The sequence below is a fragment of the Paenibacillus abyssi genome (assembly GCF_014640295.1).
Taxonomy (GTDB): domain Bacteria; phylum Bacillota; class Bacilli; order Paenibacillales; family Paenibacillaceae; genus Paenibacillus_D; species Paenibacillus_D abyssi.
The window spans coordinates 106606-128476 of record NZ_BMGR01000015.1 but is presented as its reverse complement, the minus strand read 5'-3'; the positions used below and the strand labels follow the sequence as shown (position 1 = coordinate 128476).

Below are 21871 nucleotides of genomic sequence, written 5' to 3'. Positions count from 1 at the left end.
AATAATAAACAGGTGGTGCCAAGATGAAATGGATTGACAAGGTAAAAAAGTTTAATGCAAGAAGTAAAATGAAAACGCAGTCAAAAAGTGGGGGGAGTTTAAGTACAATTACGAAATCGGTAAACCGGGCAAAACTTAAGAATTTGATGAATATGAAATCAGTTGGGGTAAAATTGTTTCTACTTATTTTCAGCAGCATTTTAATTTGTGTATTGGTGGTCGGTTTGTTCTCCTACAACATCTCCAAGCAAATCATTGAGGACAAGGTTGCGCAATCCAGTGAACAGACGATTAGCCAAACCGCGGGTAAGCTGGATGTATTATTTCAGAACTATGAGGATTTATCGCTTCAATTAATTTTTGATAATGAAATTCAAAATAATATCGCTGCACTTAGAACGTCAAAAGAAGCTTTTGTTGTATTCGAAACAACCAAGAAGATCGAAACCAAATTTCAATCGCTTATTTTGAGCAATCGTTCGATTGCCGGCGGGCATCTTATTCCTCTTTCCGATGAATATCCCGGGATTAACGGGGGCGGCGCAAACCTAAGCTATGATAACGTATCAGAGAATGCATGGTTTCAAGATGTGCTTGCTCTGGATGGACGGCCTTTATGGCTGCCTACTAGGTTAAACGGATATAGCGGAACTGGTGGGGAGCATACCTTTGGATTGGCCAGAGTGGTCAAAAGTACTGGAACAAATGACCCTGTCTATGTTTTGCTGATCGAGATCCGTTACAGTGAGCTGCAAAATCAATTGACCGGCCTTGCACTCGGTTCGAACAGCACCGTAAAAATCGTGGATTCGGGCAATAGCATTATTTACTCGGAGGATGAAAAAGAGCTATCCACAATTAACGCGGTAGCCATTCCACAGGAGATTGCCGACAATACGGCGTATTCCATACGTTCTCAGAATGGAAAAGGCGAGCAGGTTCTCGCGCCTTACAACAAATTCAAATTGATGGACTGGCGGTTATTGGGTGAAATCCCGGTCAATGAGCTGGTAAAGGACGCCTTATACATACGTAATATGACTTGGATTATGGCGGGGATTGCAGCCTTGATCGCAATCGGAATCGGTTATCTGGTGCTGCGGATGATTGCTTTCCCGCTTATGCAGCTTAGAAACCTGATGAACCAAGGGGAGCAAGGGAATCTGACGGTACGTTCAGAGCTGAAGCAAAGGGATGAAATCGGCCAGCTGGCAAACAGCTTTAATCAGATGATGGAGAAAATTACGGCGCTCGTTAATCAGACCAACCAATCCGCGCAGGAAGTGTTAAATACGGCAGGAGAATTGTCGAATGCCTCTAACAAAACCGCGGTTTCGGCCAAGGAAATCGCGGTTGCAACGGAGGAGATTGCGACAGGCGCTACGAGCCTGGCGACAGAAGCGGAGCGCGGAAGCGATCTGACTTCGAATATCGGCACACAAATGAAAAGCGTCATGGAGGCAAACAACCAGATGGTTGCCGCTGCCGGCGAGGTTGAGAGCGCAAGTGAGCAAGGCACGAAATATATGTCCATCCTGATCGAGAAGACAGGCATGACAGAAGAGATGACGCGCTCCATGGTGGAGAAGGTGGACAAGCTGAAGGACAGCACACGCTCGATTCGTAAGATTCTAGAGGTGCTGAACAATCTGACGAAGCAAACCAATATTCTATCCTTAAACGCGACAATCGAAGCGGCACGCGCCGGAGCGGCAGGCAAAGGGTTTATGGTCGTAGCGGATGAAATCCGCAAGCTGGCAGACCAATCCCGTCAATCCATCGATGTTGTCGGACAGATTACGGAGACCATTCAACGCGAGATTGATGAAACGGTCGGCGTTCTATCGGAAGCGTATCCGCTCTTCCAAGAGCAGATCGGATCGGTTAAAGAAGCGAACCAGTTGTTCTACTCGGTTCAAAATCAGATGTCGCAATTCGTACAGCGCCTGGATTCGGTTACGGAGTCGATTCAAACACTTGACCGTTCCCAATCCGTATTGTCCGAGGCCATGGAGAATGTAAGCGGCGTTGCCGAGGAAGCTTCCGCCACATCCGAGGAAGTCGCGTCGCTCAGTAACGAGCAGCTCAGCATTAGTGAAGGCCTTGTCAAGCTTTCGAATAAGCTGGAGTCCGTATCTAAAGAACTGAAGGACTCGCTTTCCCGATTCAAAACTAACGAATAAGCAGGGCAGCCAGGCATTAGAGACACCTCTTCCAGCGCGCATGAACCACTTATGCGGCCTGGGAAGAGGTGTTTTTGCCGTATGCTTCCATCCTTCATTGGCGATAATGAAATTATAATTATGCTTCGGTTATCAGGCAGTGGAGGAACGTGGCATGAAGAACAATTCGCGAGCTTTAAAACAGAGGATGGGCATGCGTATCTTTATAGTGGCGGGCATGGTAAGTCTATTATTAATCGTCATGCTGATCAGATTAGCGTGGCTGCAATGGCTTCCGCATGGTTCGTCCACTGTGTTCGGAGATCATTTCAAGAACGAATCCGTGCACCAGCGTGAACGGGGAATAGTGCTGGATACAGGGAGAGCGGACTTTATCGATCGTTATGGCAAAGCGATTACCGGCGAGTCCGTAACGGCGGTTGCCGGATTCCCGCTGCGAAGCGGTACATGGGGGGATCCGGAGCAGCTGGCGGAGCTGGCTTCTATACTGCAGACGGATCGTAAAACGCTGTTGGCCTGGTTAAGTGAATTAAGGGAGCCTGCGTTCTGGCGCCTTCCAGGCGATAAACAGCCCTACCGCTTGAGTGACGGGCAATTAGATGTTTTGTCCAAGCTGCATCTGAACGGCGTGCGCGTTCTTCCTTACCGGGCAAGGTATATCGAAGCTTTTGCGGCCAAGCACGCGATCGGTTATATTAGCCAGCACCCGGAACGTGTGGACGTCATCTATGGGCAGCAATTGATAGAAGGAAAGATGAAGCGCAGTGAAGTGATCGGCGGGGCCGGATTGGAGAAATCATTGGATGCTCTGCTGCGCGGGATCGGTCCAACTTCGGTGCTGCATTTCACGGATGGAGTAGATAATGCGTTACATGGCCTGAATGTCAGAATGATAAGGCAGGAGAACCCATATTATCCTCTGAAGGTACAGACGACACTTGATTTAGATCTGCAAAATAAGCTGGAAAGCTACTTGGCTGAACAAGGGCTGAAGGAAGGGGCGGTTGTCGTGCTGGATGCGGAAACAGCTGACATCGCGGCGATGATATCGATGCCTATGCTCAATCCCCGGCATTTACATTTATCAGGGAGCGAGATGATCAATCGGGCGATTCATGCGGTGGCGCCCGGTTCCGTATTCAAGCTGGTAACGGAAGCAGCGGCATTGGAGGCAGGGGCTGCAAAGCCCGGAGATACCTTTCATTGCGATGGAGAGTACGAGCGGTACGGCTTATCCTGCTGGAAGCCGGGCGGGCATGGCACACTAACGCTTAGCGAAGCTTTAGCACAATCATGTAATGTCGTTTTCGCGACGATCGGAGAGCGTCTGACGGCGCAGCAGCTTCAACATACGGCGGAGCGGCTTGGTATCGGGCGGAAGGTCGGCTGGTCCACGCAGGAGCGCTTCCACCCGCTCGGCAAGCCGCTGCGGCTGCTCGAAGAAGAGGAGGCAGGGCGCGTCTTCGCCGCCCTGCCGCAGGAACATGACGGCGGTCTGTTAGCCCAGACCGCCATCGGGCAGCGTGACGCTGCGATGTCGCCCCTGCAGGCGGCGAATCTGGTCGTCACGCTGCTGCACGGCGGGCGCGTACAGTCGCCCCGCCTCGTGAGCGACATCCGCTATGCCAATGGCCAGCGGATGGCAGCGCTGCCCGCGCAGGGCGCGCCTTCGCCTCACGGCCGGATTGCTCCGGCCACGGCGCAAGCGCTGCTGCGCGGCATGGAGGCGGTCGTCGCCCAAGGCACGGGGCGAGCGATCCGCCATGGCACCTGGACGGTGGCCGGGAAGTCCGGCACCGCCCAGGTTACCGTGGCCGGCCGCCCGCGGAACCATCAATGGTTCGCGGGCTACGGCCCGGTGCAGTCGCCGCGCTATGCGGTAGCGGTGCTGGCGGAGAATCGATCGCCTGGCAGCGCCAATCAGGCGACGGTGCTGTTTCGCGGCGTTATGGAGCTGATCGCCGCACATGAGCAAGGAAAAGCCGCATCCCAAGCCCGTTTATAAACGGTTAGGGGTGCGGCTCTTCCGTGTCATATTTCAGGCGTGACGGCAAATTTCATTTATTTTTTTGAGTACCGTGGTACGTTCCGCGATTCAGACAATCTGAGGGCCATCCGGATTCGAAGGCGGCTGCGGCTTATCGTCGTATTCACCCTGTGGCTTGCGTATCCAGCGCTTGAGATAACCCTGGTCATACAACGCCTTGATCAAGATGACGAGAATCGGGGATAGAATAACGCCGGCTACACCGAACAAGGATAGCGAAATGATCATGAATACAAGCATCGTAAAGGCGGATACGCCGAGCGTATCGCCCGTAATCTTCGGCTCAAGCACCTGGCGCGTAAGAATGACTACGAGCAGCAGCACACTAAGCCAAATCGCGAGGCTCGTGTTTCCTACGATGAACAAATAGATAATCCAAGGGATAAACACAGTACTTACGCCAAGCAGCGGCAGCACATCGAAGACCGCGGACAGCACGGCGATCGCGAAAGCACTCTCTACGCCCAAAATAAGGAGCGCGATGAGAATAACGATGAAGGTGACCGAAATGAGCTTCAGCTGCGCCATCAAGTATGCGCCAATGCCTCTAAAAACATTGTCCCTAAGAAAGAAAAATGCCGTTTTAAATGTGTTTGGCGTTTTGTCCTGGGCAATTTTTTTCCAGTCTTTTATTTCGATGCTAAGGAAGTACGCGAGCACGATCCCGATAATAAAATTGAACATAAAGGCGGAAAACGAAGTCAGAAATCCGACGAGTGACATCAGGAAGCTTGAGGCGACACCGCTGCCCCATTGGGTAACGGAATTAACCATATCATTTAAACTATTCACAACGTCCGGCGGCAGCGATTGGAACTGCTGCGTCAAAAAGGCGGTTGTCTGCTCGACTTGTGAGATCAGCATGCTCTGATATTGCGGCAGATTATTCGCAAAGCTCATAATTTCATTCGTAAGGACGAACCCGGCCAGCAGGAATGCGCCGACAATGACAAGCGAAAAGACCAGGATGGAGATCGCCGAAGCGATGGATTTCTTCAGGCCGATACGGTTTAACCGTTTGGCCAGCGGTTCAATCATCATAAAAATGACAAAAGACAAGAACACGGGCGTTGCGATCCGGTACAGAAAACTGAATGCAACCATGATGAGGTACACCGTTAGAACGATTAAAGCAATATCGAATGCGGTTTTCCAATATTTTTTATAAAACGTCAGCATAAATCGTACCCCTTTGTCCATTAATACATCTAAATTGATTGTACTATAGTTTTAAAAAGATGCCTATTTTTTGTTGCGTTATGGTACAATAGTTTAGGCATCAACGGCGTTCGTCCCGATCCGGGAGACGGATTACAGTAAACAGAATAGCGGGGAGTAGAGCCATGGAGAATTTGCTGCTTTGGGGATTCTACATTTTAACCTTTTATGCCTTTCTCCCAGGCATCATTAGCCGAACGTTTGGTTTTCGCGTATTCAAGAAAGGGCAGGTAGAGCGGGAAATCGCCTTAACCTTTGATGACGGGCCTGATTCTGTCTATACACCGCAGCTGCTGGATCTTCTTGCTAAATATGGGGCAAAAGCAACATTTTTTGTCGTCGGCGCGAATGCGCAGCGGCATCCGGAGCTTCTCCGCCGCATGAAGGATGAAGGGCATGTAATCGGCATTCATAATTACGTTCATAAATCAAACTGGCTGATGCGCCCGGGATCCGTAAAAAAACAAATCCATCGCACTTCAGAAATTATTAAGAAGGCGACCGGTTCAAGATCGGCATATTACCGACCTCCATGGGGGATCGTCAATCTTTTCGATTTTTCTAATTTAGGTTATTTACAAATTATTTTATGGTCTGCGATGTTTGGCGATTGGCGCAAGCGGGTCGGTACCGAGCGCCTGACCAAGCGGATGCTCAAAAAGCTGAAGCCGGGAGAAGTGCTGCTGCTTCATGACTGTGGCAATACCTTTGGCGCGGACAAAGACGCGCCTGAGAATATGCTGAAAGCGCTGGAGAAATATCTGCAGGAAGGGCAGCGGGAAAATTACCGTTTTGTAACGATTGCGGAGATGATCGAATTGACGGATAAGGCCCGTTCGAAGCAAAAGCCACAGCTATCCGTTATGAAACGGGCGCTCGTGTCAGCATGGCTCGGCTGGGAGCGGTTGTTCCATTATTTATTCCGTTTGGAAGCGGTAGATCACGGCGAAGGCATTTTTCATTTCCGTATCCGGCCATACCGGGGCAAGACGCTGGAGCTGAAGGACGGCCATAAGATTGGCAACAACGACAAAGTCATTGAGCTCCATTTTGACAATAAGAAGCTTTTCCAGATCATGAGACGTTCAAAATCCCTGATGCAAATGGCGATTTATGTTATTCGTGAAGTCGAAAGGGCGCTGCCTAAGCTTGCACGACAGATCAGCGGCAGGCAAGAATTCAACGACGTTCGCGGACTGTATGGCATTAGCATGATTAACCGTGGATCGGAATCGTTCGGTTTTAACGTACTGGAGCTTCCGGAAGGATTATTCAGCAAAATGACGAGGTTTTACTTGAAAATTCTGATCCGGGTGCTTCATCCATCGGGAAATAAAAGGGTAAGCAGCAAACAAGCGACCCTCGTGCCGCGCATCGTCGCTATGTCGATGGAAGAGTTCCACAGCCGTTATGCGCCGTCTGAGGCGGATCGGGCTGATTGGACAGGGGCGGTTCCGCTTTCCGCAGGATCGGATACAGATTCAAAGGTCGTGGCGCAAAAAACGTTTGAACAGGAGAAAACCGCAAGAGAGCTGGTTCCCTGATTGAAAATGTGGTTAAGGAATAACACAGGGTTAACTTTCGTAATATTTTAGTAGAATTAATTTTTAAATCATTGTATAATAAATCGAAACTTTCTTGCAAGGCTCGCGTAATACAGTTATCAAACTTAATGAACCACTCCAAAGGGGAGTAGCTGGTACAGTAAAGTCGTCATTACGAGAGAAATCTCCGGCTTTATTGGCAACGTCCAACGTTGTTTGCGAGACCTTTGCCTATACATGGTAAAGGTCTTTTCTTGTGGCCTTTGCCTTATAGGTAAAGGTTTTTTATGTATAGATACTTATTTGGCAGTAAAAAGAGGGAGTGAGAGGCATGGATTATTCAATTTTGCTCGAGTATGCTTGGGTACTTGTAGTACTCATTGCACTTGAGGGGCTATTGGCAGCAGATAATGCGCTCGTACTGGCGATTATGGTTAAGCATTTGCCGGAGAAGGAGAGAAAGAGGGCGCTATTTTACGGTTTGGCCGGGGCGTTTGTGTTCCGTTTCCTTTCGTTGTTCGCCATTTCGTTCTTGGTTGGCGTGTGGCAAGTACAGGCGATAGGTGCGTTGTACCTGTTCTTCATTGCGTTAAATCACATTATAAGAAAAGTGCTCATTCGTAAAGTTGTCCCAGAGAAGGAAGCAACACCGAAGGAAGGCAAGAAAGCCGGCTTCTGGATGACTGTATTTAAAGTGGAACTTGCGGATATCGCCTTTGCCGTAGACTCGATCCTGGCGGCCGTTGCGCTTGCCGTGGTGCTTCCGACGACCAATTTGCCGCATATCGGCGGCATGGACGGCGGACACTTCTTGGTTATCTTCACCGGCGGTTTCATCGGATTGATCATCATGCGTTTTGCGGCGTCGTTCTTCGTCAAGTTGTTACATCGCCGTCCAGGCCTTGAGATTGCCGCCTTCATGATTGTCGGCTGGGTTGGCGTTAAGCTTGCTGTCTACACGCTTTCGCATCCTTCGCTCAACGTGCTGTCGAAAGAATTCGCGCACAGCACGGCTTGGAAAGGGACGTTCTATGCAGTTCTTGTCTTGATCGCTGTTGGCGGTTGGTTCCTGTCTAAAGACATCGGTGATACAGGCGAATCTGATCATACCGATGCAAAGGCACTTAATAATCCTGAGATTGCTGCGACAAAAGAGAGATAAGAGATAAGCATGAAATCGACAGCTCCCCAGCTTCGGTTCAATCGTTTAACGAACGGCATAAGGACAAGCCGAATTCTCATGGCAATCTGATCTATTCTAGTGTTCAGGCGGACCTAGTCCGCAGTATTATATGCTAAAGCAAGGGGCTCTCCCGGAAGTCACATAAGTGACCGAGGGAGAGCCCCTTTAAAAAGAGGCCGTTTCTTCAGCAGCTTGGCTGAGAGACGGCCTCTTCTATGTTATGAATGCGTTGGATTAGACTTTCATTACGCCGCCGGTGCTTGCAGAAGTAACAAGCTTGGAGTATCGTGCTAAATATCCGGATTTAACCTTAGGCTCGAACCCTTTCCAATTTGCGCGGCGTTTAGCAAGCTCTTCATCGCTTACCTGCAGTTCAATCTTTCTGTTGTTCAGATCAAGCTCGATGATGTCGCCATCCTCGATAAAGGCAATAGGTCCGCCTTCTGCCGCTTCCGGAGAAATATGGCCAATGCTGATTCCGCGGGATGCGCCGGAGAAGCGTCCGTCGGTGATCAAGCCGACTTTGGCGCCAAGACCCATACCTACGATTTGCGAAGTTGGAGCAAGCATCTCAGGCATGCCTGGGCCGCCTTTTGGACCTTCGTAACGGATGACCACGACATGGCCTTCTTTTACTTTGCCGTTAGCGATGCCATACAATGCGTCGTCCTGCGAATCGAAGCAAATTGCAGGACCTTTATGATAGCCGTTAACCGATTTGTCGACAGCGCCAACTTTAATGATGCCGCCATCTGGAGCGATATTACCGAACAATACAGCCAAGCCGCCGCGTTCGCTGTGCGGGTTGTCGATCGTGTGAATGACATCGGTATCTACGATTTCATGACCTTCTACATTCTCACGCAATGTTTTGCCTGTTACGGTGATGCAATCGCCGTGCAATGCGCCTTCTTTTTTGAACAGCTCGTTCAAAATAGCTGTAACGCCGCCCGCATTGTGCACATCCTCGATGTGATAGTCGGAGGCTGGTGCGATTTTAGCCAGGTGAGGCACGCGCTCAGCGACCTCGTTGATGCGTGAAACAGGGTATTCGAAGCCTGCTTCATGCGCCAATGCCAACGTATGAAGAACGGTATTGGTTGAACCGCCCATTGCCATGTCGAGCGCAAACGCGTTGTCGATCGCTTCAATCGTTACGATATCACGCGGTTTGATGTCTTTCTCGATCAGTTCCATCAATTGCTTCGCGGATTTTCTTACGAAATCACGGCGTTCCGGTGCAACAGCAAGAATCGTGCCGTTGCCTGGAAGCGCGAGGCCAAGGCCTTCTGCAAGGCAGTTCATCGAGTTAGCGGTGAACATGCCGGAGCAGGAGCCGCAGGTTGGGCAGCCGAATTGCTCAAGCTCTGTCAATCCTTTTTCATCAAGCGTACCCGCTTGGAAAGCGCCGACGCCTTCGAATACGCTCGATAGCGAGATAGAACGGCCGTCGGAGGTTTTACCGGCTTTCATCGGTCCGCCGCTGACAAATACAGTCGGGATGTTGACGCGAAGCGCGCCCATCATCATGCCCGGTGTGATTTTGTCACAGTTCGGGATACAAACCATGCCATCGAACCAGTGTGCGGAAACGACGGTTTCGAGTGAATCGGCAATAATTTCACGGCTTGGCAGCGAGTAACGCATGCCGATATGGCCCATCGCGATCCCGTCATCAACGCCGATCGTGTTGAACTCGAACGGTACGCCTCCTGCTTCACGAATGGCTTCTTTAACGATTTTACCGAATTCTTGCAGGTGAACGTGACCTGGTACGATATCGATATATGAATTACAAACCGCGATAAACGGTTTGCCGAAATCCTCTTCTTTTACTCCGGCTGCTCGCAGCAAACTGCGGTGAGGAGCTCGGTCAAAACCTTTTTTAATCATGTCAGAACGCATTTTTTTTGCGGCCATGCTATTCCCTCCCAAGTAAGATGTCCTTGACTTCGAGTTTATCATATCGGACAAGGGATAGCTAGTTTATGTCATGCAAATCCCGAGGGAAACCAACGATTGCCATGCATTTAATAAGCTCTATTGATTTATGTCATATTTCATTACGAGTTAACAGATGATATCCAAGTTCATATCGTAAAGTTCATTTTAATGTCATATAAACTAACATAAAATGATTTACTTCCATCAGATCGCTGTCTATAATGAAACTAATATTGATGATGAGGTGAAAACCATGCAATTAACCGAACGCGAGAAAGAAAAACTGATGATTACAATTGCTGCCGATCTGGCACGCCGCCGGTTGAAGCGGGGAGTCAAATTAAATTATCCGGAAAGCGTTGCGCTCATCACTTCGGAAATCATGGAGGGTGCCCGTGACGGCATGACGGTCGCCCAGTTAATGGAATATGGTACAACGATCCTAACATCGGAGCAGGTGATGTCCGGCATTCCGCAAATGATTCACGAGGTTCAGGTGGAAGCCACCTTTCCGGACGGAACGAAGCTTGTCACGATCCATCATCCGATTGCCGGGTAACAAGCGTGATAGAGGAGGGGAAGAACACGATGATTCCAGGCGAATATCGAACCGTTCCAGGAGAGATTCAATTAAATGAAGGCCGGGCTACGGCGGAGCTGATCGTTGTGAACACCGGTGACCGGCCGGTACAGGTCGGGTCTCATTTTCACTTTTTCGAAGTTAACCGGGCGCTGCGCTTTGACCGGGTGGTAGCGTTCGGGATGCGGCTGAACATACCGGCGGGCACGGCTGTCAGGTTTGAGCCAGGGGAAGAAAAGCCGGTACAGCTGGTGCAGCTTGGCGGAAGCATGCGTTCTTATGGGTTGAACAATTTGACGCAAGGCCCGGCATTAAAGGGCGTTATGTCCGATGACGTGCGGGAAAGGTTAGCAGCATGGAAGGGGGAGGACGTGTGAGCCGGATGGACCGTAAAAGCTATGCGCAAATGTTCGGGCCAACAACCGGTGATGCCGTCCGGTTAGCGGATACGGAGCTGTGGGCGGAGATCGAGAAGGATTTCACTGTGTATGGCGATGAATGCAAGTTTGGCGGGGGCAAGGTGATCCGCGATGGAATGGGACAATCAAGCGGTGCACTGCGCAGTGAAGGCGTGCTGGATACACTGATAACAAATGCCGTGATCATCGATCATTGGGGCATCGTCAAGGCGGATATCGGCTTGAAGGACGGCATGATTGTCGGGATTGGCAAAGGCGGGAATCCGGATATCATGGATGGCGTCGATGCGAATATGATCGTTGGCGCAAGCACAGAAGTCATTGCCGGAGAGGGTAAAATTGTGACCGCAGGCGGCATCGACGCGCATATTCATTTTATTTGTCCGCAGCAGATTGAAACGGCACTATCGTCCGGCGTCACCACGATGATCGGCGGCGGCACCGGCCCGGCAACAGGGACGAACGCAACGACATGTACGCCGGGAGCTTGGCACATGCGGCGCATGCTGGAGGCAGCCGAGGCGTTTCCGATGAATATCGGATTTACAGGAAAGGGCAATGCGGCATTTACAGGACCGCTCATCGAGCAGATCGAGGCAGGAGCGATCGGGCTGAAGCTTCATGAAGATTGGGGCACGACACCGGCTGCCATCGATGCGTGCCTGAAGGCGGCCGATCAATATGATGTGCAGGTTGCGATTCATACGGATACGCTTAATGAAGCGGGGTTTTTGGAGGATACGCTGGCAGCGATCGGAGATCGAACGATCCATACGTATCATACCGAAGGCGCGGGCGGCGGCCATGCGCCGGATATTATCCGCGCGGCAGCGGAAGCGAATGTGCTGCCTTCCTCTACGAACCCGACACGTCCTTTTACCATTAATACAATCGAAGAGCATCTGGACATGCTGATGGTATGCCATCATCTGGACAGCCGGATTCCCGAGGATATGGCGTTTGCCGATTCCCGTATCCGTCCGGAGACGATCGCAGCGGAGGATATCCTGCATGACATGGGGGTGTTCAGCATGATCAGCTCCGATTCGCAAGCGATGGGCCGTGTCGGGGAAGTCATTATCCGGACCTGGCAAACCGCGGATAAAATGAAACAGCAGCGGGGGCCGCTCTCGCCTGACCAAGAGAGCGACAACTTTCGCATTAAAAGATATATTGCCAAATATACGATTAACCCTGCGATCACACACGGCGTTTCCCATCTCGTCGGTTCGTTGGAGCCGGGCAAGTTTGCCGATTTAGTCGTCTGGAATCCCATGTTCTTCGGGGTGAAGCCAGATTTGGTGTTGAAGGGCGGCTCGATCGCCTATGCACAGATGGGCGACCCGAATGCATCGATTCCGACGCCGCAGCCGGTATTTGGCCGTCCGATGTTCGCAGCCTTCGGCAAATCGAAGTATCAAAGTTCGATTACCTTTGTGTCTCAAGCTGCGTATGACCGCGGAATCGCACAGGAGTTGGGCTTGCAGAAGCGGGTCGAGCCGGTGCGCGGCTGTCGGGCTATCGGCAAGAAGAATATGATCCACAATGCCGAGACACCTTCGATTGAGGTCGATCCGGAAACTTACCAAGTCAAAGTGGACGGGGAGCATATAACCTGCGAGCCTTCCGAGATTGTGCCCATGGCGCAGCGTTATTTCTTGTTCTAGCGGTAAGGAGGGAGAAGGGCGGATGAAAGATTACGGTTCTTGGCTGGCCATGCAGCAGCTGCTCGATTCCGCTCTGCCGATCGGCGGGTTTTCCCATTCGTTTGGCTTGGAGACGCTTGTTCAAGAGGGCCAGATAACAACGAGCAAGCAGCTCTTGGCGTTTGCGGATACAATGCTTAAACAAAGCTGGGCGCCTGGCGATGCGATGGTCATCAAAGCGGTCTACCGCGATGCCGAGTCGGGGCAATGGGACCGGGTATGGGCGGTTGAAAAACAAGTCCATATGCAGCGGATTTCGTCGGAGACCCGGAGCGGCATGGAGAAAATGGGGAAGCGCCTCCTGCAGCTTGCAGCAGCTATGCATCCGCAGCTGGATCTATCGGCGCTGAAGGATGCTGTGCAAAGCGGCAAAAGCGCGGCGACGCATCCGCTCGTTTATAGCGTGATCTGTTACCGGCTCGGCGCTCCGATCGAGCAAGCAGTTCAAGGTTATTTATATAGCTGTATTGTAACTTGCATTAATAGTGCACTAAGGCTTATTTCCATGGGGCAGACAGAAGGGCAGGCCATTATAGCGAAGCTGATACCCGAAGCCATGATGGCCTGGCGGTTGATCGAGGCGTTAGAGCCGGAAGATGCATGGACGAATATGCCGCTCGCGGAGCTCGGGATGATTCGCCATGAAACCCTATATTCAAGGCTCTTCATGTCTTAAATGTTGTATGAATGTTACGAAATCATGAAGCGGAGGAATGACATATGTGCCAAGGTCAAGGACATCATCATCATGAGTGGGAGAAATCGCCGCTCGATCGGTCACGGCCGGTTCGGATCGGTATCGGAGGTCCTGTCGGATCGGGGAAAACGGCATTAGTTGAAAAAATAACGCGCGAATTAAGCGATAAATACAGTCTGGCCGTGATCACAAACGATATCTATACCAAAGAAGACGCCCAAATTTTGATGAGAACCGGCGTGCTGCCGGAAGAACGGATTATCGGCGTAGAAACAGGCGGCTGTCCGCATACGGCGATCCGTGAGGATGCCTCGATGAATTTTGAAGCAGTGGAAGAGCTGGAGCGCCGTTTTCAGCCGCTTGATATTATTTTCATTGAAAGCGGCGGCGATAACCTGGCCGCTGCGTTTAGCCCGGAACTCGTTGACCGGTTTATCTACATTATAGATGTAGCGCAAGGTGAGAAGCTGCCGCGTAAAGGCGGTCCCGGCATTACCCGTTCCGATCTGCTGTTGGTCAACAAGATTGACCTTGCGCCCTATGTGGGTGCCAGCCTGGAGGTTATGGAATCCGATACGAAGCGCGTAAGAGCCGGACGCCCCTATATCTTCTCCAATCTGCTGGGCGGTCAAGGCGTTGACAGAATCGTCGAGTGGATCGAGCATGAAATGGCCCATGCGCACGGGATCGAGCACAGTCATCACCACGCCTGATCTAACAGTTCCAGACAGGCAGGCCTCCATTTTGCGGGCGTCCTTCGCTTTGCGGCATGGAGAAACGGCAATAACGGGCAAATATCACACCGCACCGATCAAAATCGCCAAGACGTTTCCGCTCGACGGGCAGCTTGGCGTGATGATGATGGATGTTTCGCCCGGTCTGCTGGCTGGAGACGGCTATGAGTTAAGCTGGCAAGCGGGCAGAGATACGCGCCTGTATCTCACCAATCAAAGTTATACAAAGGTGCATCCATGTCCGGACGGTACGTCCGCTTCAATGAAACAGCGGTTTCTTGTGGATGACGGCGCTTATATTGAAAATATGATGGAGCCTGTTATGCTTTATAAGGATGCTGCTTATACCAATGAGACGGAGGTATTTCTTGGCCGTGGCTCGGTGTGGATGCAGGCTGAGGTGCTCAGTCCGGGGAGACTGCTCAGGGGAGAAAAATTTCAATACCGCAGATACGATAATCGGATGCGTGTATATTATGAAGAGGAAATGATTTTTGCACAGCGTCAATTGATTGAACCGGCCACGCAGCAGTTGGACGCTCCGGGAGCCTGGGAGGATTGGAGCCATATCGGCAGCTTTTATTGCTTCTCCGATGCGATCGAATCCGTGCATGCAGATACGCTGCGGGCAGCGCTTCAAGCGCTGCCGGAGCGGCTGGGGCAGCCAATCAAGTATGGTGTATCGTTAACGTACCGCCATGGGCTGGCGGTTGCCGTCGCCGGCCATACGGCTTGGCAGCTGCAGGAATTGCTGCAGTCGGCATGGACGGTTATGCGTTGCGAATTAATGAAGCTGCCGCCTATACGCTTTCGTAAATGAAAGGAAAAATATCGATAATAAATAAAGGAACCCGAATGAGCTGATACTAGGCTTAAGGGTTCCTTTATTTAGGTTTGACGAATAAGGCCGGATGTTTTATTATATTTTAGTACTAAAATATTTTGGACTAAATTATATATTACTAAATGAATAGACGTGAAAGCGAGGCTGTTAATGGAGGAGAATAAGGGTAGTACCCCACAGTATCGGGACGACATGATCCGTCTGGAAGAAGCATTCCGGCTGCTTCGCAAACAGCTGTTGGCGGAGTGGGGAAAGGAAAACATCGCAAGCCTTGGCTTGACGCAAGCGAGAGTATTGCTGATTTTATCGGAAGCCGGGCCACAGAAGGTATCTGTATTGGCAGATATGCTGTTCATTACTTCCGGTGCGGTGACAGGCATGGCGGATAGCTTGATTCGTCTAGGGTTAATTCGCCGGGAAAGAGGGGAATCCGACCGCCGAGTTGTAATGCTTGAGATTACAGAAGCGGGACAGCAGCATGTGAAGGCCATTAAAGAGAAACGAATCGCCATTATGGAGCGGATAACAACGGGATTAACCGATCAAGAGATACATGATTTGACTGGTCTGCTTATGAAAATAGTGGACTCCTCACATTAAGGAGCGGGTAAAGAAATGGAGAATTTAGACCATCGCAAGAAGATAACAATTATGGTGGCGGTCATGGCCGCGCTTTTATTTGCCGCGCTGAATCAAACCATTATCAGCACAGCGCTGCCGACGATCATAGAGCGTCTGGGCGGTATGGAGTATTACAGCTGGGTGTTTACCGTTTATATGCTCACATCGAGCATTACAACGATTCTGGTAGGCAAGCTATCCGATATATATGGCCGTAAACCGTTCATCTTAGTCGGCATTGGTGTGTTTGTCGTCGGGTCCTTGCTGTGCGGGCTTTCCGAAAATATTATGCAGCTCATTGTCTACCGGGGGATTCAAGGATTAGGCGGCGGGATGATTATGTCTACCGCATTTACGGCAGTTGGTGATTTATTCGCTCCGCGGGAGCGCGGACGGTGGCAAGGTTTGATGACGGGTGTCTTTGGATTAGCAAGTGTGTTCGGCCCGACACTCGGCGGGTATATCGTTGACCATACGGAATGGCATTGGGTATTTTGGGTGTTTTTGCCGTTTGGCATCATCGCTTTCGTAATGATCTGGATGATGTTTCCCAAAGTTGAGCGCAAACGGGGCGAATCGATCGATTATCTCGGCTCGCTTTTCCTGACGCTGACGATGGTTCCGTTATTGCTTGCTTTTTCATGGGCGGGCACGACGTATGCGTGGGGATCGGTTCAAATTATTGGACTGCTCAGTGGCGCGCTGGCTGCGCTGATTTTATTTATCATCTCCGAGCTCAAGGTGAAAAGCCCTGTTGTTCCGCTTCATTTGTTCAAGAACAGCGTATATTCCATTTCTAACCTTGTGAGCTTTCTTCTCGGAGCGGGAATGTTCGGAGCGATCATGTATATGCCATGGTTTATTCAGGGCGTACTTGGTACTTCCGCTACATTATCGGGGTATGTCGTCATGCCGATGACGCTGAGCTTGGTGCTTGGAAGTGCGATCGGCGGACAAATGATGACAAGAACAGGAAAATACAAGACGCTTGCATTAATCGGAATCGTAATTATGGGGATTGGCATGCTGATGTTATCCAGGATGGATACAAGCACAACGACGCTCACAGCAATTATAAATATGATCGTAACGGGGCTTGGTTTAGGGTTGGCAATGCCTGTCTTTACGCTGACCGTCCAGAATTCGGTAGAGGATAAAATGCTGGGAGTGGCCACGGCTTCATCGCAGCTGTTCCGTTCATTGGGCGGAACGATCGGCGTCTCCGTCATGTCCACCATTATGGTGCACCGTTTATCAAGCAGAATGATGGAAACTTCGGCCGGGATGCAGCGAAACGGACCTGTGCAGATACCGGAGGAAGCAGCGGCTGCCTTTAACTTATTAAAAGATCCTCAAGCACTGCTCGACTCGCAGAAGCTTGCAGCGGCTGCTGAATCACTGCCTGCTGAGCTGCGGACGATGTTCGATCAGGCGGTTTTACTGTTAAGGGAAGCGCTTGGTTATTCGCTGTCCGGGGTGTTTATTTCCGGTGCGGCTGTCATTGGGCTGGCATTTATTTGTACGATCTTCATCAAAGAGATTCCACTTCGCAGCGCCATGAAGAAAGACGGTTCTGAAGAAGTATCCGGCAGCGCGTCAAAGGGTAAGCCGGCAAGGCAAAATTAGAAGGAGCCAAAAAGGGCCCAAAAGGGCCTTTTTTTGCATTCCAGCGGGCTTGGCATACAGCTTTCGATTTATGCTGTGGATTGGCTTTATAGCGATCTGGTTAATGTATAATGTATAATTGATCCATATTATTAATCTTACAGACTGGAGTTGTACTATGAAGTGTTCTTCCTGCAGCAGCGTTTCAACGATTTACGATCAAGGAAATGTATTTCTGAGATCTGCCCGTGGAGACGAGATTTCAATGGCGTATGACAACAAAGAGCAATTGTTTGATCTGCTGAATAAGCTTGAAATCAGCGATGAAGAGCAGTATGTAAGAATTACCGGCCATTCCGATCCGTTTCAGATGGACAGCGATTATATACCGCTTAGCAACTTTAAAACACGGTTGGAGCATTCGGATCTGATTGCGATTATCAGCCGACGGAAATTTTGCTCCCATATGCAGCCGATCATTAGTGCGAAGGATGAAAAGATTTACGCCTATGAATTTTTGCTTCGTCCGCTGCCGGGAGAGCCGGATTTTCAACCGTTTCAATTATTTGATGTTGCCCGCCAATCCGGCCTTCATTCGTTTTTGGACCGTCAAGCCCGGATTAGCGCGATCGAGACGAGTGCAAGAAAACTTCCGCACGGTATCAAACGATTTATTAATTTTTTGCCTTCTTCCATTTATAATCCGAACTATTGCTTAAGCCATACGTTTGAAGCGATAGAGAAATATAACTTAGATCCTTCCGATTTTGTCTTTGAAGTTGTAGAAACCGAAAAAATCGACGATGTGAATCATTTGCAGAATGTGTTTGACGTCTATCGGCAAAGCGGCATTCGGGTTGCTCTTGATGATGTGGGGGCAGGGTTTTCGACAACGCAGCTGGTAGAAGAGCTTAAACCGGATTTCGTAAAAATCGATCGTGATATCATTCGAAACTGTGAGCAGGGGGCAGGAAAGCAGCGAGTCATTCAAGCCATCGTAGACACGGCTCAAAGCTATAACGGCATCGTCTTGGCTGAAGGGATAGAGCGTTTAGAGGAATGGGAATATTTGAAACATGCGGGCGTTGATTTGGGGCAGGGCTTTTTATTCGGCAGCCCGCAGCTAGAGCCGATCGATTATACATAGAATAGGATACATCGAATAAGCCGGATGCGGATCGCATCCGGATTTTTTTCGTTCGGAGCCGTTGCTTTAAGGCAAACGAACATCACAAAATTTCCATTTGTTATTACAGAAAAGCGTTCTGAATCCGATATTATTTTACAACAGATGAACGATTAGAGGTGACCCGGTGTCGATTACCTGGCGGTTTGTGTTATTTGTTAGCGTGACAATTATCATACTGCTTTGCAGCAGTATTATATTTATACAAATGGTGCTTAGAGAGACGACAAATTATTCTTCTGAAATCCTTAGGAATCAGTTAGATGACAGGATAAAGCTGGTGGAACGAAGCGTAGAATCGCAAGTTTCCTACATAACAAAATCAGCGAAGCTGCTTGCCGAGCAATGGGCAACCGACGAGGATGTGATCCTGGGCATACAAACCGGGGATGCGGCATTAATCCATCAAGCGCTCGGTGACAATGCGGCCATTGCCAGAGAACAGCTTGGCATTGATCTGGTCTGGGTTACAAGGCTCACGGATAGAACTCCGGAAGGCAAAACTCCGATTCTGGCTTGTCCGAGCAATCCGCTGTTCGACGGTAATGATCAGCTCTCCTATGATTCTACCAACGAGGCGATGGATGGAGGCAGATCGGTTGTATCATGGGAAGTTAACGATGAAGACGGGAAGCTGCAGATTACGACACCGATTCGAGATGGTGATGGAACGGTAATCGGTGCGATCGTCGTAGGTCAACAAACATATTCCCGGATGCTGAATCAAATCGCTCTAAGCTCAGAAACAGGAATGACCTTGTTTATCGCAACTGGACAAGACGACTTCTACTTAATGTCGGATGTGCAAAATGATGAGATTGGGAATCGGTTGTTTTTTGATTCCCACGAAAAACGGAGAGACCAATCCCTAAATTTGCAGCAGTTAGCTGAACATAATGACGTATATCACACGTTATTGCCGATTCTGCAGGAGGTGCAGCGAAGCGGACAAGCGGCCATGCGGACGATAACACTAGATGGAGTCCCGTACGCGTCTTATTTTACGCCGCAGTTTGACTATAAGGGAGAAATAAGAAGCGTGCTGCTCAGCCGGATTCCGGGTTATGTTGCTACTGAGCAAGAAATTATGCAAAAAACCGAGTCTCTTGTCTGGATGTCGTATACGTTTTTTTTGATTTTATCGATATTCGGGATGATAGCGGCCTTCTTTGCGGCGAGGCGAATTACCCGTCCGCTGCAGACAATTGCGTCACTGGTCAAACGGATCGCCGGAGGGGATCTTTCAACAACGATTGCAGTACATCGTTCGGATGAGGTCGGCAGCTTGGCAAAAGATATTAATAAGATGACAGACAATCTGCAGTCTCTTCTCACGGATGTTTCCTATAAGGGTTCACATGATCTGTTAACCGGATTATACAACCGGTCTGAAATGAATGAATATATCGAGGCGGCAATAAAACAGCGGAAAAAAAATGAAAGGCTTGCATTAATCAATATTGATCTGGACCAATTTAAGCTAATCAATGATGTTTTTGATCATATTGTCGGGGACGAGCTGCTGCGCGAGGTGGCCGGCAGAATTACACAGATTGTTGATAATCAAGGGAAGATCGCTAGATCAGACGGCGATGAGTTCATCGTTATGATACGCCATGTCAAGAGTGTAGAACATCTGGAGACGATGGCATTCACGCTGTTATCGGTCATTGCGGAGCCCTATTTAATAAATGGGAGGCAGTTTATGATTACGGCCAGCATCGGGATCGGGCTGTATGAAAGTCCGGAAAGCGGCCCGGTCTGGTTGAAGAAGGCTGATACGGCGATGTATATCGCGAAGAAACAGCGGAACAGCTATCGTTTATTCGAGTCATCCATGAGTCAGCTGCCATCACGGGAGCAGCAGCTTGAGCGCAGGATGCCCGTCGCATTGGAGCAAGGTGAATTCACAGTCTATTATCAACCAAAGCTGAGTTTGGATTCGAATACGATCATCGGTGCGGAAGCGCTTCTGCGGTGGAAGCATCCGGAGCTCGGCATGATCTCTCCGCAGGAATTCATTCCGATCGCTGAACGGACAGGGTTTATTATCAAGCTGGGGGAGTGGGTCATCCATACCGTCTGCAAACATCTCAAACAATGGGATCTTGAAGGGCTGCCGCCGTTTTCTGCCAGCGTGAACTTGTCCATGATTCAATTTAGGCAGCGGGATCTCATCCAGTTCATCTCGCAATGTATTGAGCAAAATGGCATTACTGCGGAGCGCATTGATCTGGAGCTGACAGAAAGCGTGTTTATGCACAATCCCCATTCTACCATTCAATTGATGCGGGAGCTGAAGAGTATAGGGGTACAAATGTCGTTGGACGATTTTGGAACGGGTTTTTCATCGCTCAGTTATTTGAAAAACATTCCCGTGGACTGCTTGAAGCTGGATAAATCGTTTATCGAACATATTGCGACCGTTGAGAAGGACCAGGCCATCGTCAGGTCGGTGATCGAGATTGCCCACACACTCGGGTTGACAGTCGTCACGGAAGGCGTTGAAACAAAGGAGCAGATGGACATCTTGAAATTGCAGAACTGCGATGCTATTCAAGGCTACGTATTCTGCCCTCCGCTTCCTGCCGGGCAATTTCTGGCGTTCTGTAAGGAGTCGCAGCCTGTATGAGACATACGGATGAGCCTTAAGCGTAGCGAATCCGTATGCCTTCGGTTTGCGCATAGGCGGGATGCCATTTGGGCGGACCGTATTTTTCGATATAACCCAGCTTGTTAAGCTGGTCGTCAATCGGCTGTTCTTCATTGAACTTTTTTAGCAGCTGCCAGCATGCAAGCACATCATAATCGGCGCGATGCCCCTGTTCCAACGCAATGCCGTACCGGTCACACATATCCTTTAAGGTATGCGGATAAGTTTGGCGAAGACGGCTGATCGTTAATGTATCGATAAAATCATTTTTGAACGTCCTGCCGGCAAGCCTCATCAGTGTGTGGTGGAGAAAGCCTAAATCGAATGCGGCATTATGGGCGACGATAATGTTGGAGCCGATCATCCGGTTCAGAATGCGAAAGGCCGTCTCCTCATCCATTCCTCCGATCAGCATATCGGACGTAATGCCGGTAAGCTCCGTAATTTTCGGTGAAAGATAGCCTTCAAAATGGATGAGGGTGCTGAAGTGGCCGACAATTTCTCCGCCATGACAGCGAATGGCACATAACTCAATAACGCGATCTTTTGCAGGATCAAGACCGCTTGTTTCAAAATCGATGACTGTGATGTTATCTAATTTCATTGCTTCACCTCAAAAATATAGATCAGGTATGTATATCCACATGAATTTCGACAAAAAACTGCCTATTTCCTTCTTTCGTGTCTGGCAACTATTTCTAAGCCCA

The 21871-nt window shown here is 49.8% G+C and carries 17 protein-coding genes; 14 read left to right on the top strand and 3 right to left on the bottom strand.

The features are described from left to right. Nucleotides 1-23: 23 nt before the first annotated feature. Nucleotides 24-2183, top strand: coding sequence for a methyl-accepting chemotaxis protein (locus tag IEW11_RS20345; RefSeq protein ID WP_188532904.1), 2160 nt, complete (start codon nucleotides 24-26; stop codon nucleotides 2181-2183). Nucleotides 2184-2337: 154 nt separating this feature from the next. Further along, nucleotides 2338-4188, top strand: coding sequence for a peptidoglycan D,D-transpeptidase FtsI family protein (locus tag IEW11_RS20340; RefSeq protein ID WP_229725512.1), 1851 nt, complete (start codon nucleotides 2338-2340; stop codon nucleotides 4186-4188). Between the two features lie 90 nt (nucleotides 4189-4278). On the opposite strand, the gene ytvI is transcribed toward IEW11_RS20340, so the two are convergent. Next, a complete protein-coding gene (ytvI, locus tag IEW11_RS20335; RefSeq protein ID WP_188532903.1) occupies nucleotides 4279-5409 on the bottom strand; it encodes a sporulation integral membrane protein YtvI in 1131 nt (376 codons plus the stop codon). 164 nt (nucleotides 5410-5573) lie between these two features. Between ytvI and IEW11_RS20330 the strand changes: the two genes are divergently transcribed. Together IEW11_RS20330 and IEW11_RS20325 are read left to right on the top strand one after the other, a co-directional pair. Beyond that, nucleotides 5574-6992 carry a polysaccharide deacetylase family protein gene (locus IEW11_RS20330; RefSeq protein WP_188532902.1) on the top strand — a complete coding sequence of 473 codons (1419 nt, stop codon included), beginning with the start codon at nucleotides 5574-5576 and terminating at the stop codon, nucleotides 6990-6992. 331 nt (nucleotides 6993-7323) lie between these two features. Beyond that, nucleotides 7324-8154, top strand: coding sequence for a TerC family protein (locus IEW11_RS20325; RefSeq protein WP_188532901.1), 831 nt, complete (start codon nucleotides 7324-7326; stop codon nucleotides 8152-8154). Nucleotides 8155-8409: 255 nt separating this feature from the next. Here IEW11_RS20325 and ilvD read toward each other — a convergent pair whose 3' ends face one another. Beyond that, complete coding sequence (gene ilvD / locus IEW11_RS20320; RefSeq protein ID WP_188532900.1) at nucleotides 8410-10095, bottom strand: dihydroxy-acid dehydratase; 1686 nt, start codon at nucleotides 10093-10095, stop codon at nucleotides 8410-8412. Nucleotides 10096-10372: 277 nt separating this feature from the next. On the opposite strand from ilvD, the gene IEW11_RS20315 reads away from it, so the two are divergent. The 10 genes from IEW11_RS20315 (at nucleotide 10373) to IEW11_RS20270 (ending at nucleotide 21143) form a co-directional block, all read left to right on the top strand. After that, nucleotides 10373-10678: an urease subunit gamma gene (locus tag IEW11_RS20315; protein WP_188532899.1), complete on the top strand. Its 306-nt coding sequence runs from the start codon at nucleotides 10373-10375 to the stop codon at nucleotides 10676-10678. Between the two features lie 29 nt (nucleotides 10679-10707). Next, nucleotides 10708-11076: an urease subunit beta gene (locus tag IEW11_RS20310; RefSeq protein ID WP_188532898.1), complete on the top strand. Its 369-nt coding sequence runs from the start codon at nucleotides 10708-10710 to the stop codon at nucleotides 11074-11076. Further along, complete coding sequence (gene ureC / locus IEW11_RS20305; protein ID WP_188532897.1) at nucleotides 11073-12785, top strand: urease subunit alpha; 1713 nt, start codon at nucleotides 11073-11075, stop codon at nucleotides 12783-12785. Before IEW11_RS20310 ends, ureC begins: the two co-directional genes overlap by 4 nt. 22 nt (nucleotides 12786-12807) lie before the next feature. Continuing rightward, nucleotides 12808-13500 carry an urease accessory protein UreF gene (locus IEW11_RS20300; protein ID WP_229725509.1) on the top strand — a complete coding sequence of 231 codons (693 nt, stop codon included), beginning with the start codon at nucleotides 12808-12810 and terminating at the stop codon, nucleotides 13498-13500. Nucleotides 13501-13544: 44 nt separating this feature from the next. Then, complete coding sequence (gene ureG / locus IEW11_RS20295) at nucleotides 13545-14234, top strand: urease accessory protein UreG (RefSeq protein ID WP_188532896.1); 690 nt, start codon at nucleotides 13545-13547, stop codon at nucleotides 14232-14234. Next, nucleotides 14185-15075 (top strand): urease accessory protein UreD, encoded by an 891-nt coding sequence (locus IEW11_RS20290; RefSeq protein ID WP_229725507.1) that lies wholly within the window; start codon nucleotides 14185-14187, stop codon nucleotides 15073-15075. Before ureG ends, IEW11_RS20290 begins: the two co-directional genes overlap by 50 nt. 174 nt (nucleotides 15076-15249) lie before the next feature. Next, nucleotides 15250-15699 carry a MarR family winged helix-turn-helix transcriptional regulator gene (locus IEW11_RS20285; RefSeq protein ID WP_188532895.1) on the top strand — a complete coding sequence of 150 codons (450 nt, stop codon included), beginning with the start codon at nucleotides 15250-15252 and terminating at the stop codon, nucleotides 15697-15699. A 15-nt stretch (nucleotides 15700-15714) separates the two neighbouring features. Continuing rightward, nucleotides 15715-17346: an MDR family MFS transporter gene (locus tag IEW11_RS20280; RefSeq protein ID WP_188532894.1), complete on the top strand. Its 1632-nt coding sequence runs from the start codon at nucleotides 15715-15717 to the stop codon at nucleotides 17344-17346. Between the two features lie 157 nt (nucleotides 17347-17503). Then, nucleotides 17504-18472 (top strand): EAL domain-containing protein, encoded by a 969-nt coding sequence (locus IEW11_RS20275; RefSeq protein ID WP_188532893.1) that lies wholly within the window; start codon nucleotides 17504-17506, stop codon nucleotides 18470-18472. Between the two features lie 166 nt (nucleotides 18473-18638). Next, nucleotides 18639-21143 carry a bifunctional diguanylate cyclase/phosphodiesterase gene (locus IEW11_RS20270; protein ID WP_188532892.1) on the top strand — a complete coding sequence of 835 codons (2505 nt, stop codon included), beginning with the start codon at nucleotides 18639-18641 and terminating at the stop codon, nucleotides 21141-21143. Nucleotides 21144-21159: 16 nt separating this feature from the next. On the opposite strand, the gene IEW11_RS20265 is transcribed toward IEW11_RS20270, so the two are convergent. Next, nucleotides 21160-21768, bottom strand: a complete 609-nt coding sequence (locus tag IEW11_RS20265; RefSeq protein ID WP_188532891.1) for a 3'-5' exonuclease — start codon at nucleotides 21766-21768, stop codon at nucleotides 21160-21162. Nucleotides 21769-21871 lie beyond the last annotated feature (103 nt).